Source organism: Thermodesulfobium acidiphilum (assembly GCF_003057965.1).
In the GTDB taxonomy this organism is placed as follows: Bacteria; Thermodesulfobiota; Thermodesulfobiia; order Thermodesulfobiales; family Thermodesulfobiaceae; genus Thermodesulfobium; species Thermodesulfobium acidiphilum.
Genome location: NZ_CP020921.1, coordinates 1,584,635 through 1,598,867, shown reverse-complemented (window position 1 = coordinate 1,598,867; position 14,233 = coordinate 1,584,635). Strand labels below are relative to the sequence as shown.

16 protein-coding genes are annotated in these 14,233 nt (G+C 34.6%); 9 read left to right on the top strand and 7 right to left on the bottom strand.

The features are described from left to right. Position 1 precedes the first annotated feature (1 nt). From TDSAC_RS08055 to TDSAC_RS08025, 7 genes are all read right to left on the bottom strand, one after another. A complete protein-coding gene (locus TDSAC_RS08055; RefSeq protein WP_108309864.1) occupies positions 2-877 on the bottom strand; it encodes an ATP-binding protein in 876 nt (291 codons plus the stop codon). Further along, positions 867-1,721: a nucleotide-binding protein gene (locus tag TDSAC_RS08050; RefSeq protein ID WP_108309861.1), complete on the bottom strand. Its 855-nt coding sequence runs from the start codon at positions 1,719-1,721 to the stop codon at positions 867-869. The genes TDSAC_RS08055 and TDSAC_RS08050 overlap by 11 nt, the downstream gene beginning before the upstream one ends. Then, the gene (locus tag TDSAC_RS08045) at positions 1,718-2,080 is read right to left on the bottom strand and encodes a NifB/NifX family molybdenum-iron cluster-binding protein (RefSeq protein WP_108309859.1); all 363 of its coding nucleotides are present in this window, start codon (positions 2,078-2,080) and stop codon (positions 1,718-1,720) included. Before TDSAC_RS08045 ends, TDSAC_RS08050 begins: the two co-directional genes overlap by 4 nt. Positions 2,081-2,163: 83 nt before the next feature. Beyond that, entirely contained in the window at positions 2,164-2,469 is a 306-nt protein-coding gene (locus tag TDSAC_RS08040; protein WP_108309856.1) for a DUF5320 domain-containing protein, read from the bottom strand. Between the two features lie 21 nt (positions 2,470-2,490). Beyond that, positions 2,491-2,700, bottom strand: a complete 210-nt coding sequence (locus tag TDSAC_RS08035; protein ID WP_108309853.1) for a hypothetical protein — start codon at positions 2,698-2,700, stop codon at positions 2,491-2,493. Between the two features lie 33 nt (positions 2,701-2,733). Then, on the bottom strand, positions 2,734-3,318 hold the full coding sequence (locus TDSAC_RS09110) for a DUF5320 domain-containing protein (protein ID WP_199919776.1): 585 nt from the start codon (positions 3,316-3,318) through the stop codon (positions 2,734-2,736). A gap of 116 nt (positions 3,319-3,434) precedes the next feature. Further along, positions 3,435-4,628 carry an MFS transporter gene (locus TDSAC_RS08025; protein ID WP_108309851.1) on the bottom strand — a complete coding sequence of 398 codons (1,194 nt, stop codon included), beginning with the start codon at positions 4,626-4,628 and terminating at the stop codon, positions 3,435-3,437. 273 nt (positions 4,629-4,901) lie between these two features. Between TDSAC_RS08025 and pheA the strand changes: the two genes are divergently transcribed. From pheA to acs, 9 genes are all read left to right on the top strand, one after another. Beyond that, complete coding sequence (pheA, locus tag TDSAC_RS08020; RefSeq protein WP_108309849.1) at positions 4,902-5,741, top strand: prephenate dehydratase; 840 nt, start codon at positions 4,902-4,904, stop codon at positions 5,739-5,741. A 2-nt stretch (positions 5,742-5,743) separates the two neighbouring features. After that, a complete protein-coding gene (serS, locus tag TDSAC_RS08015) occupies positions 5,744-7,036 on the top strand; it encodes a serine--tRNA ligase (RefSeq protein WP_108309847.1) in 1,293 nt (430 codons plus the stop codon). Beyond that, positions 7,005-7,778 carry a 5-oxoprolinase subunit PxpA gene (locus tag TDSAC_RS08010; RefSeq protein WP_150130315.1) on the top strand — a complete coding sequence of 258 codons (774 nt, stop codon included), beginning with the start codon at positions 7,005-7,007 and terminating at the stop codon, positions 7,776-7,778. The genes serS and TDSAC_RS08010 overlap by 32 nt, the downstream gene beginning before the upstream one ends. After that, positions 7,769-8,428 (top strand): 5-oxoprolinase subunit PxpB, encoded by a 660-nt coding sequence (gene pxpB, locus TDSAC_RS08005; protein ID WP_108309842.1) that lies wholly within the window; start codon positions 7,769-7,771, stop codon positions 8,426-8,428. Before TDSAC_RS08010 ends, pxpB begins: the two co-directional genes overlap by 10 nt. After that, on the top strand, positions 8,418-9,476 hold the full coding sequence (locus TDSAC_RS08000) for a 5-oxoprolinase subunit C family protein (protein ID WP_108309839.1): 1,059 nt from the start codon (positions 8,418-8,420) through the stop codon (positions 9,474-9,476). The genes pxpB and TDSAC_RS08000 overlap by 11 nt, the downstream gene beginning before the upstream one ends. 26 nt (positions 9,477-9,502) lie before the next feature. Then, the gene (rnc, locus tag TDSAC_RS07995) at positions 9,503-10,189 is read left to right on the top strand and encodes a ribonuclease III (protein ID WP_199919774.1); all 687 of its coding nucleotides are present in this window, start codon (positions 9,503-9,505) and stop codon (positions 10,187-10,189) included. Then, positions 10,182-10,892, top strand: coding sequence for an LPS export ABC transporter ATP-binding protein (gene lptB / locus TDSAC_RS07990; RefSeq protein WP_108309834.1), 711 nt, complete (start codon positions 10,182-10,184; stop codon positions 10,890-10,892). The genes rnc and lptB overlap by 8 nt, the downstream gene beginning before the upstream one ends. Beyond that, positions 10,876-11,925, top strand: a complete 1,050-nt coding sequence (locus TDSAC_RS07985; protein ID WP_108309832.1) for a M24 family metallopeptidase — start codon at positions 10,876-10,878, stop codon at positions 11,923-11,925. The genes lptB and TDSAC_RS07985 overlap by 17 nt, the downstream gene beginning before the upstream one ends. Positions 11,926-12,179: 254 nt before the next feature. Next, positions 12,180-14,228: an acetate--CoA ligase gene (gene acs / locus TDSAC_RS07980; protein WP_108309830.1), complete on the top strand. Its 2,049-nt coding sequence runs from the start codon at positions 12,180-12,182 to the stop codon at positions 14,226-14,228. Positions 14,229-14,233 lie beyond the last annotated feature (5 nt).

Sequence of the window (14,233 nt, the reverse complement as noted above, 5' to 3'; positions counted from 1 at the left end):
ACTAATTAATTTTCAACCTTTCCCACATATTAATTATATCTTGTGCTGAGGGTATATTTGATTCTACAATTGTTTTTCCTTCTATTTGAGATTTGGTGACTAATTTGTCATATCTGATTTTACCAACTACCTGAGCATTCAACTCATTTGATATTTTTTCAATTTTTTCTGTTACTTCAGGGTTTAGGTCAAATTTGTTTATTGCTACATAGGGTTTTATTCTGAAGTGGTTTGCGAGTGATACTACTCTTTCAAGGTCATGAATACCCGATATTGTTGGTTCAGTAACCACTAAAACGTCAGTTGCTCCAGTAATAGATGCAATTACAGGACATCCTATTCCAGGTGGCCCATCAATAATGATCAAATTTTTACCTTTTTCTTGAGCAAGTTTTCTTGCTTCATTTCTAATTAAAGAGACTAGTTTACCAGAATTTTCAGCTGCAATGCCTAATTTTGCATGAACCATAAATCCAACTCTGGTTTCTGACTTCATCCACTCTCCACAAAGTCTTTCTAGAAAATCTATCGCCTTTTCAGGACAAAATTCAACGCATACTTTGCAACCTTCACAAGATGTTGGTTCTACGCTAAATTTACTGTTATTATTTTTCTTTATGGCATCAAATCTACATAACTCCTTACATGTTCCGCATCCTATACACTTTTCCTGGTTTATTTTAGCAATGTGGCCGCTATAAAAATCATGTTTTTCGACAGTAATAGGATTAAGTAAAAGATACAAATCAGCTGCATCTACATCACAATCTGCGACTATGCAATCTTTAGACAGATAAGCTAAAGAAGCGCTAATGCTTGTCTTGCCTGTTCCGCCTTTTCCACTTATTACTACAATTTCTCTTGGTTTATTGTCCATTTTGAATCACCGTACCAATCTTTTCTAAAACTTCTTCAAAACACTTTTTGTATTCTGGCAAATTTTCTAAGATAATTTTGCCGTTCGAATATAATTCTGCTATTCTCCTGTCGTCTGGGATTTCTAGTATTATTGGGATGTTTTCTTTTTTGCAATATTTATGCACCCTGTCATCGCCTGAGCCAACTCTATTTATTGCAACAGAAAACTTCTTATTCAACTTTCGAGATACTTCAACTGCTAAAATTAAATCGTTTAGGCCAAAGGGAGTTGGTTCTGTTACAAGAATGAGATAATCTGCATCCCTTATTGCTTCTATTACAGGACAAGACGTTCCTGGAGGGGCATCGATAATATTTAACGTATCTTTACTTTCATATCCTTTTACCGCTCCAATTAAAGGGGGGCTTAATGGGCTTCCAATGTCTAAAAGGCCTTCGATGAGATTTATTTTTCCTGATTTATAAAAATTGATCAATCCTATTCTATGATCGACTTCGTGTATAGCTTTTGGCTGACACACAAGAGTACATCCGCCACAAGAGTGACACATTTCTTTGAAAACAACTGGTTTGCCCTTGAGGGATACTATAGCATTATATTGACAAAAATTGCTACATGCTCCGCATTCAGTACAAAGACTTTCATCAACCTCAGGAATTCTTACGTTTACAACCTCTTCCTTAATTTTTTTTCCGTTTATAAATATATGGGAATTTGGTTCTTCTACATCGCAATCCAATAAAGTTACACTATCATATTTTTCAGATGCTACAATTGCAAGGTTGGTTGCAATTGTAGTTTTGCCTGTGCCACCTTTTCCTGATGCAATAGCTATTGTCATCTCCAATGTCCACCCTTTGTGGGTGAACTTGCTATTTCAAGTTTTTTATTTTTAAATTCTTCTATAGCTTCTTTTACAGTTTTTGCATTTGATAGGTAGATTTTGATGTTGTTTTCAGATAAAACATAAAAGGCATTTGGCCCACAATTACCCGTAACCAGGGCATCAACTTTAGCATCGACTAACTTTTTAGCGGCACTAATCCCTGCCCCATGAGCAGATTCTACCCCTGCCATATTTTCTAACACCTTAGTTTCATTGGTATCTGTATCATAAATTATAAAGTACATTGCTCTTCCAAATCTTTCATCAAATTGTGAATCTAAACTATTTCCTTGTGATGTAAAAGCAACTTTCATATCTACCTCCTAATAGTAAATTAAATAATTAATGTGTATCTAACTAAAGATAGGAGAGGACAATCGTCCTCTCCTACTTATTTTTATTCTTTTTCTTTTTCTATGGAATTTAGTCTATCCTTTATAACTTCTACAGCTTTTTCAAGTGCATTTAGTTGATTTTGTAAAAAGCTCTTTTCTGCTTGTGGGTTATTGTATGCACTGTATATTGGTAAGCCTACCCAACCTAATCCTCTGCAAAAGAATCTTCTACCACGTCCAAAAAATCCTCTTCCAATCCTATATCCTGCTGCAGCAAATCCTGGTAGAGTATTGCCAGAACAATATCCAAGACCTCTGCCGGTCATTGGTCCCTGTCCTAATGGTCCTGTTCCATCGCCTCTTGGCATTACTGTCACCTCCTTTCAAGGTTATAATCTAAAAAATCTCAAAAACCACAAGAATAAGAAAACTATAGTCCAACCAACTACCAGTTCAATCTTGCCCATCACTAGAGAAATAATGAGCCCTATGAAAAATATCAAAAGTACTATGGAAGATCTATCACTTATAAAAGTATTGCCATAAGGGTATCTGTGCCATCCAATGTGACGAGGATTTCCTCTTCTTATGCCTCTCATAGTTTTTTGCTTTCTAAGATATTCACAGATTTTTTAACCTCTAATCATCATTGTTCCACATTTTGGGCACTTTTCCTGTACACATGGTACTCCTGGTCTGTGTGGAATTCTTGTTCCACAGTTAGGGCACACACATTCTCCTCCAGGTCCAAAACCCTGTCCTCCCATGCGGCCTCTTCCTCTGCCCTGTCCAGCACCTAATGGTCCCTGTCCTAATGGTCCTGTTCCATCGCCTCTTGGCATTTTGGTCACTCCTTTTGAAATATAATTTTTTAAAAAATCGCCTCTAAACCTGTTTCTTTTACATCCTGGCATTAAAAAGTCGCTAAAGTTTTTGTTTTTCAAAAGTGCTGAAATAATTTCTTCTTTGCTTCCACATATGAATGGGATAACTTTGGATAGTGCTGATAGTTGAAATTCAAGTTGTTTGCTAATTGCTCCACAGATAATTAAATCAACACTATTTCTCAGGAAGAAACTAAAAATATCTGCTAAATCAATTTTATATACCTTTCTACTGTTAATTTTGCTGTTATCGATTTCGATAATTTCTATATTGTTTGATGAATCGAAAACGGGAGCAATAATTTCGTTGTGTACAGATAATGCTACTTTCAATCTTTCCTTTCCTTTCTTATGATTTTAGTATCAATACTTATACTACATATTATATCATAAAGTGTCAAAAATGAGACTAAAAAATAAAAAGGATGCTATAGTCTAAAAATTATTTTTTAAAGTTTAAAAATGAAGATATCAGCTAAAAGAAGAGTAAATCCACAAAGTATCAAAGTGGGTTCTATGCCGATAGAATTTGAAAGAAAACCAATAACAAGTGCACCAAAGGGAGATAAACCTATAAATGAAAGTGAATATATACTCATCATTTTTCCACGAATGTTATTGGGTGTCTTTATCTGAATTAAAGTATTTGTTGTGACTGCTAAGGATATCAAGCCAAATCCGGATAAAAAGAGGAATATCATGCTACAAACAAAATTTTGGAATATAGCTATGCCTATAAGGCTAGCAGATAAGAGAAGTGAAGAACGCTTTACAATATTTATAAGATTGGAAGTATTTTTTCTCGTTCCTAAAAAAAGTGCTGCAACTAAAGATCCCAGTCCAGAAGATCCCATTAATAGTCCATAACCTTGAACGTTGGTGTTTAAGATTATTTTTGCAATAGCAGGCAAAAGCACCATATAAGATATTCCAAGAAAACCTCCCATCGAAAGTATTGCTATTGCCATAAGTATTTCCTTACTATTAATTGTAAAATTGTACGCTTCTTTGAAATTGGCTCCTACTTTTTTAGTTAAGTTTTCACCTTTTTTTGTTTTTATAAAAAAAAGTGATGTAAGTACTGCAAGAAATGAGATAGCATTTATCAAAAAGCAAATTGCTTCTCCAAAAAGGGCTACTAAAAATCCAGCTATAGTTGGTCCTATTATTCTTGCTGCATTAAACATCCCAGAATTGAGTGCTATAGCTTGTGGTAAATCTTCTTTCTTATCAACTAGCTCTACCACGAAAGCCTGTCTTGTTGGCATGTCAAAAGCAGCTATAAAGCCGGATATACTTGTAAGCATGATGAAAAACCAAAAATTTGCATGTTCTATGGTAGCTAAGAACATTAAAAGGGCAACAAATGTGAAAGCTGTTTGTGTGATATATAATATTTTCTTCTTTTGAAAAGTATCGGCTATATCACCCCCAAAAAGTGTAAATATTGCCATTGGGACTTGAGCAGAAAAGGTTAAAAGACCAAGAGCTGATGTGGATGAAGTTATTTTATAAACGAGCCAAGAAAGTGCAGCGCTTTGGATCCAACTTCCAACTAGTGATATTCCTTGTCCCCAAAAATATAAACTGAAGTTAAGCTGCTTTAAAGGGGCTGGAATAAAATCAGAAAGGTTAGTAGACAATTTTTATCAACTCCGACGAATTTAATTTCATTATTCATTTAGTATATTGTAGCAATTTATATTTAACATCAACATAATTAAAAATAAGAACTACCAAACTTATCACATTGTAGCGGTTAATATTTATTTAAAAGTGCAGGCTTTAATGTAAAATATAGCTTTAATTAATGTAATCTTTGGTTTGCTTTGTTTAATGTTGTGTTAAAATAAATCAATATGACAATTAGTTAAGGGGAGATTCTTTTTGTTAAGTTTGTGCGGATTTAATAAACTATGAAAGTTGGATATCTTGGTCCAAAGGGTTCGTATTCAGGCGAAGCATTGTTTAAACTAAATTCTTTGGTTGATTTTGAAGCGGTTGAAATTTCCGATTTCAGTACTATTTTTGATATGCTTCAAAATAGGAATATCGATTATGCAATTGTACCGGTTGAAAACTCAATTGAGGGACCAGTTGGCATAGTTCTTGAACTAATGCTTAAGCATGATTTTGTAATTCAAGAAGAAACAGTACTACAAATTCAGAATTCCTTGATGGCTCTTCCTGATGTTAGGCTTAGTTCTATTGAAAAAATTCTTTCACATCCCCAACCTTTATCTCAATGCAAGAATATGATAGCTAGATTATTGCCATATGCTAAGGTAATCAGTTGTTCGTCGACAGCTGAAGCTGCAAAATTGGCGTCTTTGGATCCAAAGTCCGCCGCAATAGGATCACCAAAGAATGCTGAATTATATAAACTTGAAATTATTTTAAGTAGCGTTTCAGATGAAGAATATAACTTCACCAGATTTTTTTTACTGGGGAGAACAAATCGTCCAAGGACTGGTTTTGATAAAACTAGTATAGCTTGTTCTACATATAGAGATAGACCTGGGGCTCTATTTTCAATACTTTCTGAATTTGCCTTCAGGAAGATTAATCTTACAAAAATTGAATCAAGACCTAGCAAGAGAGTTCTTGGAGATTATATCTTTTTTATAGATATGATAGGACATAGAGAAGATATACACGTAAAGGAAGCTCTTGCAGCTCTTGTAGACAAGACATCCTTTATAAAAATTTTTGGCAGTTATCCTGCCTTTCAGGAAAAAAATTACTCAAGGAGCTAGAAATGCTTGATATTAAGTTTTTAAGAGAAGACTTTGAAACTTTAAAAGATTCTTTAGTAAAAAGGGGCATAAAATTAAATTTTAGTCTTGATGATTTAAGAGAACTTGACCTAAAATTAAAAAGTTTGAGAAATGAAATATCTAATCTAAGAGAAGCTCAAAATAAATTATCTAAAGAGATCTCGATTCTAAAAAAAAATAAAGAAGATGTAACTGAGCTTGTTGAAAAATCAAGAAGTATCGGAGATGAAATTTCTAGGCTTGCAGAAAACGAGAGAGGTTTGGAATCTCAATTTAAAACCATGTGGTATCAGTTGCCAAATATACTCTCGCCTGACGTGCCGTTTGGTACTGATGAGACACAAAACGTCGTAGTTAATTATTTTGACAAACCTAAAGAATTTGACTTTGAGGTTATGCCACACTGGGATTTGGGCAAAGCACTGGGTTTACTTGATATTGAAAGGGCAGGAAAGGTTACTGGTTCTAGATTTTCATTTCATGTAGGTTTGGGAGCAAGATTTATAAGAGCTTTGCTAAACTTTATGATGGATATACACAAATCTGATGGCTTTATTGAATTGTGGCCTCCCTATCTTGTTAATGAAGCTTCAATGTATGGAACAGGGCAGATGCCAAAATTTAGGGATGAGCTTTTTAAATGCGCAGACGATCCATATTTTCTTATCCCTACTGCAGAAGTGCCTGTAACTAACTATTTTAGGGATGAGATTTTACTTGATGATTCTTTACCGATAAGGTTTTGTGCATATTCGGCGTGTTTTAGAAGAGAAGCGGGTTCATACGGGAAAGACGTCAGGGGGATAATTAGACAGCATCAATTCGATAAAGTAGAGTTGGTTGTCTTTTGTAGACCAGAAGAATCTATGAGTGAGCTAAACTTTATAACCGAGCAAGCACAAAAAGTTTTGAGAGGGCTGAAACTACCATACAGAGTTATCGAACTTTGTAGCGGAGATTTGGGTTTTGGTTCCGCTAAAACCTACGATATTGAAGTATATATGGCATATTCTAAGAATTATAGAGAAATATCTTCATGTAGCAACTTTACTGATTTTCAAGCTAGAAGGGCGAATATACGCTATAAACCTAAAAATGGAAAAGCTAGATATGTCCACACCTTAAATGGTTCAGGCCTTGCAATTGGGAGGACGCTTGCAGCGATTTATGAATATTATCAAGATAAAGATGGCAGTCTGATTGTACCAGATGTGCTGATTCCATATATTGGTATGGAAAGGATTGAATCTAAAAATGTTGGTAGATCTAAATAGCGATGTTGGCGAGAGTTTTGGAGTTTATAAATATGGCAGTACTGAAATAATAAAATTTGTTAGCTCGGTAAATATTGCTTGTGGAATGCATGCAGGAGATCCGATGGTGATATTAAAGACGGTCGAAATAGCAGAAAAGAATAACGTTGCAATTGGAGCTCATCCTGGATATCCCGATTTAATTGGTTTTGGAAGAAGAGAATTTCATATGTCAAAGGACGAGTTGTATGCGTATACATTATACCAAATTGGTTCTCTTTATTCCTTTTTACGTGCAAAAAAGTTGGATATACAGCACGTAAAACCACATGGTTCTCTTTACAATAAAATAGCTAAAGACAAAAATGAAGCGCATGCCTTTTTATCGGCTGTAAGAGATTTTTCAAAAGATTTACTCGTTTTTTTACCCCCGAGTTCAAAATCTGAAGAAGTTGCTCTAGAGCTTGGTTTAAAAGTTGTAAGAGAAGGTTTTTTGGATAGAGCCTATAATTCTGATGGTACTCTGGTTGCCAGAAATATTCCAGGAGCTATCTTAAAAGACGAAGATTTTGTTGTAAGAAGAGCTGTAGATATGATCCTGAATAAATCCTTAAAAACAATTGATAACAAGACAATTACTGTTGATTTTCAAACATTTTGTGTTCATTCGGATACTCCAGGGGCAGAAAATTTTGTGAAAAAGTTATTAAAGGTATTTTCAGATAATAACATCTTAATTAAGAGTGCAAGAGAGTGGGTGTAGACGCAAAGTTTTCCCTCGTTTCAGAGGGCTCATTATTGATTGAGATCGGAGACAAAATTGATTATGAAATATCTAAAAAAATAAGTGCTCTTTCTTTGGCATTTAAGAAATTAGATATTATAGACATAACTGTTTCTTATTCGAGTTTATTAATTGATTTTGATCCCTTAAAACACAATTTTAATAAATTCCTGTCAGAAGTGAAAGCAATTTATGATTTTACAATGTTAAATTTTTCTCCGAGCGATAAGGAGTTAAATATTCGTGAAATTTTCGTAAAATTTGGGGGTCAATATGGACCGGATCTTAAATATGTGGCAGACTTTCATAATATTTCTGAAGAAGAGGTAATAGAAGAATTTACTTCGAAGATCTATATGGTATTTATGTTAGGTTTTACACCTGGCTTTGCCTATATGGGGATCTTGTCTGATCGAATTGCAACTCCAAGGTTATCAACTCCCAGATTAGTTGTAGAGGCAGGTTCTGTGGGAATTGCGGGAAATCAAACTGGAATATACCCTTCAAGATCTCCTGGCGGATGGAGAATTATTGGCAGGACTGAGCAGGTAATATTTTCTCCCGAAAGAGAGGACCCCTTTTTCTTAAAACCGTCAGATTATGTAAGGTTTATCAGAGTTGATTGCTGAAATTGAGGTTATAGAGTCAAAATTTCATACAATTATTCAGGGTAATCCTAGGTTAGGTTACAAATCTTTTGGAGTACCAGAGAGCGGACCTGTAGATCCCTTTACAGCTGTACTTGCAAACTTGTTGTTAGATAACGACCCTTATGCTCCCTTGTTGGAAATTACCCAGGGGGGATTTGAATTTTTGGTTCATAAAAATACTTATATTGCCATTTCAGGAGCAGATTTGAATGCAACTTTGATAAGAGGAAATAAGTCTTTTGCAATACCGATAGGGATATCTGTTAAACTTTTGGATAAAGATAGGATTGTATTTAATGGTTCTAACAGAGGCTTTAGATGTTGGTGTGCTTTTTGCGGCGGGATAGACGTTGTTCCTATACTTTCTAGCACATCAACTCTTGAAACATCTAATTTAGGCGGTATATTTGGCAGAAGACTTTTAAAAGGCGACGTATTTAAGGTTAAAAATGACACTCAACCAAAAAATAAGATTCTTTTGCCATTATTGAACATTGAAAACAAAGAAATTGTTTGTTTAAGGGTTGTGAAAGGATCACAATATGATAAATTTTCAAAAGATGATGTAGATAAATTTTTTAATAATTCTTATATAGTACTTTCAAGCAGTAATAGAATCGGGATCAGACTATCTTGTGCTGATAAAAAAATTAAACCAGTTAGTGGGTTTAATATTTTATCAGATCCCAGTCCCCTTGGGGCTGTTCAGATTACAACTGATGGAAAGCCAATAATTCTTTTGCAGGACAGAGGCACTGTTGGAGGCTATCCTAAGATTGCTACCGTAATTAAAGCTGATCTAATTAAAGTAGCCCAATTAAAGCCATATCAGCTAGTAAATTTCAAATTAGTAAGCATTGAAGATGCAATAAATGAATATTATAATGTATTAAAATTGATGAAGAAATCAATATTGGAAATAAACGTGAATTTTATAGTAGATTATATGAGGCTACTTAGAGAATATGATATAAGTTATTTTAGATATAACTTTAAAATCTTTAATTTTTTATTAAGACGAGACTAATTAAAAAGTAGAGGATGTTAAAAAAGGTGAGAACGAGAATAAATCTTTCAAAATTAGAAGAAGATTTAGGATATATATTCACAAACAAGAAATGGCTGATGACCGCTCTTACACACTCTTCTTATTCTTACAACCATCCTGGGGCAAAAGATTTTGAAAGGCTTGAATTTTTGGGAGATGCTGTCTTAAAGCTTGTAGTTACCCATAAACTTTTTGTGTTGTATCCAGAAATGAGCGAAGGCGATATGTCAAAATTAAGGGCTTATCTTGTCTCTGACAGGCATTTAACAAAGATTGCAAAGAAATTAAACCTTCAAAGTTACTTGTTGATTGGTTCTAGCGAACGAACAATTAAGGATTCTATTTTGTCTGCTTCTTTTGAAGCTATATTAGGAGCAGTTTATATGGATTCAAGCCTCAAACATTGTTATAAAATAATTGATAGGCTAATGAGTATAAAGATTGAAGAATACGAAGAAGATTCTAAGACTGTTTTACAGGAGTTGACCCAAAGTTTATTTGGGGTTCTTCCGGAATATAAGGTTGTAGATGTAAGAGGCCCCTCGCATTCTCCAATTTTTGAAGTTCAGCTATCTATAGACAACAGGTTCTTTTATACTGCTACTGGCAGCTCCAAAAAGCAAGCGCAATCAGAGGCAGCAAAAAAGGCACTAAATGATTTAAGAAGTATCAGGAGGGACAATTTTGATTAGAGCTGAAAACCTTGTAAAAAAATATAACAAGTTATTTGCTGTAAATGATGTAAGTATAAAAATAGGGGAGGGAGAAGTTGTTGGACTTCTTGGCCCTAATGGGGCAGGAAAGACTACCACTTTCTATATGATAGTTGGTTTAACCAAGCCTACTTCAGGATCGATATACAAAGACGACTTAAATATTACCAGGTTTCCTATCCATAAGAGGGCAAATCTTGGGATTGCTTATCTTCCACAGGAATCATCACTTTTTAGGAAACTAAATGTTTATGAAAATCTTTTATTAATCTTGAGTGTTTCAGGAAAAAAGGTAGATAAAAGGAAAATTAGGGGAATTTTAGACGAATTTAGGATATCTGATTTAGCGAGAAAAAGATGTGAGCTTTTATCAGGGGGGGAAGCAAGAAAGGTTGAAATTGCAAGAAGTATGATATTAGATCCTGATTTTTTACTCCTTGATGAACCCTTTTCTGGGATAGATCCTAAATCTGTTTCAGAGATGAGAGACATGATTATCAACTTGAAAGAAAAGGGAATTGGAGTTCTTTTGACTGATCATAACGTTCGCGATGCCTTGAAAATTATAGATAGAGCTTACATTATTTCTAAAGGAAGCATAATGTTTTCTGGAAGTCCCAGGGAGATAACAGAACACATTGAAGTAAGAAAAGAATTTTTGGGAAATGACTTCTCACTATAAAGATAGGCAGATAAAATTATCAAATGAAATAGAAAAAAGGGGGGCTCAAGGTTTTCTTAGTAATTCTGTGATAGATATGCTTTATCTAACTGGCTTCTCAGGAGAAGGATTAATTTTTTTTCTTCCAGAAGAAAAACCTTATATTATTACCGATGGAAGATATGTAGAGGAAGCCATGAAACTAAAAGATATAAGGTTAGTTCAGGTAAAACCAGGAAATGGGTATATAAAGACGTTTTGTATGCTGATAGACAAACCTATTTCTTTGCTTTGTGGTAAAAATTTTCCTTTCAAATATGCTGAATATATAAGGAAAAATACGTCTTTTGGGCTTTTTGATGCAGATGACCTGACATGTGAAATAAGAAGAATCAAGTCTAAAGAGGAAATGTCTCTTTTGAAAAGGGCTGCAGAAATTTCTTGTACAATATTTTACAAGGTTAAAGATATGTTGAGAGCTGGTATTACAGAGAAAAAAGTTGCAGCAATGATTGTTTCGGAATCTCTCGAGAATGCAGATGGAGTTTCCTTTGATCCGATCGTAGCTTTTGGTTCTAATTCGTCTATTCCTCATTATAAACCTCAAAGCGTTGAACTAAAGGAAAAAGACATAGTTTTGATAGATATGGGAGTTAAATTTTCTGGATATTGTGGCGATATAACAAGGACCTTTATTTTTAATGGTGAAAATAGTTTATTTTTTGAACGTTATCAGTTGCTTTTTAATGCGAGAGAAAAGGCTATTAGTTCAATAGCTGAGAATGTAGAACTTTCTACTCCTGAAAAAATTGTAAGAGAATTTCTTGGAGATGAGTCAAGATACTTTATCCATAGTCTTGGACATGGTTTGGGCCTTGAAATTCACGAAAAACCTGTTTTATCTTCTACAAATGAAATCAATCATATTAAAAATTTTATAGAAGGTGATGTGTTTACTGTTGAGCCAGGCATTTATTATCCTGGTTGGGGAGGAATAAGAATTGAAGATGATTTTGTTATTGAAGATGGGATTGTAAAAAAGATTAGTTTCTAAAGACTTTTTGTTCAAAAAATTTTCTAGTTCCATAAGAATATTCAGCAAATTGTAAATAATTGTCAAACAAATTAAAAATATATAAATACAATTTATAAAAATCTATTTTAAAATTAATTGTCTGATAATATTGACAATTCTGATAATTTATTTTAGAATTTCTAGTAATTTAAAAATAAAGGGAGTGATGCAGATAACAATCCAATTTTAAATGTTTTTATTGTTTAAATTTTGTAAAAAAAAGGAGGAGGAAAATGGAGGAAACAACCCAAGTTAATGGGACGGGAGTTTCAGAAGCCGAAATAGGAGCTTATTGGCTTGAAGAGGATTATGTTTATCCGAGTGAAGAATTTGTAAGGAATGCTTATGTTCAGAATCAAACTTTTTTGAATAAATTTAATGAAGAGAATTTTCCTGAGTGTTTTCATGAATATGCCAACTTGCTTAGTTGGGATAGATATTGGACTACTACTCTTGATGATTCAAATCCTCCTTTTTGGAGATGGTTTGTCGGCGGCAAATTGAACGCTTGCTACAATTGTGTCGACAGACATCTTGATAAATATAAAAATAAAGCTGCAATTATTTGGGTTTCTGAGTCAATAGATGAGCCTGATAGGATCCTTACTTATCAAGAATTGTATGTAAAGGTTAATGAATTTGCTTCACTACTTCTTGAGATGGGTTTAAAGGCTGGCGATACAGTAACGTTTCATCTTCCAATGGTACCAGAATTACCTATTTCAATGCTAGCCTGTGCAAGACTTGGAATAATTCACTCGGAAGTTTTTGGAGGATTCAGCGGTCAGGCTTGTGGAGAAAGAATTGCAGATTCAAAGAGCAAGATACTTATTACAATTGATGGTTATTATAGAAATGGGAAATTTATAGATCATAAAGCAAATGCTGATATTGCAGTTGCAACGGCTGAAAAACTTGGACAAAAGGTTGAGAAAGTTTTGATTTGGACAAGGCATCCCGGTACCTATTCTTCCAAAACACCCCTGGTAGAGGGAAGAGATCTGTTATTAGATGATTTAATGAAAAAACACCGAGGTAAAAGGGTGGATTACGTTCCAATGCCTTCAGAATCAATATTGTTTTTAATGTATACCAGTGGTTCTACAGGAAAACCTAAAGGATGTGCCCATAGTACAGGTGGTTACCTGTCCTATGTTGCTGGAACGAGTAAATTTATACACGACATTCACCCTGAAGATGTGCACTGGTGTATGGCCGATATTGGATGGATTACAGGGCACAGTTATATAGTATATGGGCCTTTAGCAAATGCTGCTACCTCAGTTATGTATGAAGGAGTTCCTCTCTATCCTAATGTAAACAGAGTATGGCGTATAGCAGAGAGGTTAGGGGTGAGTATATTACATACCGCACCTACAGCTATTAGGATGCTGATGAGGGCTGGGTCTAATCCTACTCAATACAAGTGTGACTTTAGATTATTGGTAACAGTTGGTGAGCCAATTGAACCTGAAGTATGGAGATGGTATTACAAGGTAGTAGGTAAAAAAAGAGCAGTAGTGTTAGATACGTGGTGGCAAACAGAAACAGGAGGCTGGTTATGTACTACGATTCCCAGTGTTATGCCAATGAAACCTGGGAGTGCAGGACCAGGAGCTTTAGGAATATATCCTACCATATACGATGAACTTGGTAATGAGGTTCCACCAGGTTCTGGCAAGGCAGGTAATTTGTGTATAAAAAATCCCTGGCCAGGAAGAATGCTTACAATCTGGGGAGATCCTGAGAGGCTTATAAAACAATATTATGAAAAATACTGTAAAAATAAAGAAAGCAAGGACTGGCGGGATTGGCCATACTTTTCTGGTGATGCAGCAACGATGGCAAAGGATGGATATATTAGGGTTTTGGGAAGAGTTGATGATGTGATTAATGTTGCTGGGCACAGACTTGGAACTAAAGAAATTGAATCAGCTGCACTCACATGTGAAGAGGTAGCAGAAGCGGCAGTAGTTCCAAAGAGCGATGAATTAAGAGGTCATATACCTGATCTGTATGTTTCTTTGAAGAGTGGTTATGAATCAGACAATAATAGACATTTAGAAGATAAAATAAAACACGCTATTTCTTCAATAATTGGTCCTATTGCAAGACCTGCAAATGTCTATATTGTTTCTGATATGCCCAAGACCAGATCGGGAAAAATTATGAGAAGAATACTTGCAGCTATTTCAAATAACAGGGAAGACTATGGTGATATAACAACTCTTGTTAACCCTGATGTTGTTGAAGAAATTCGTAATATTGTACGCGGTGAATAAACAAA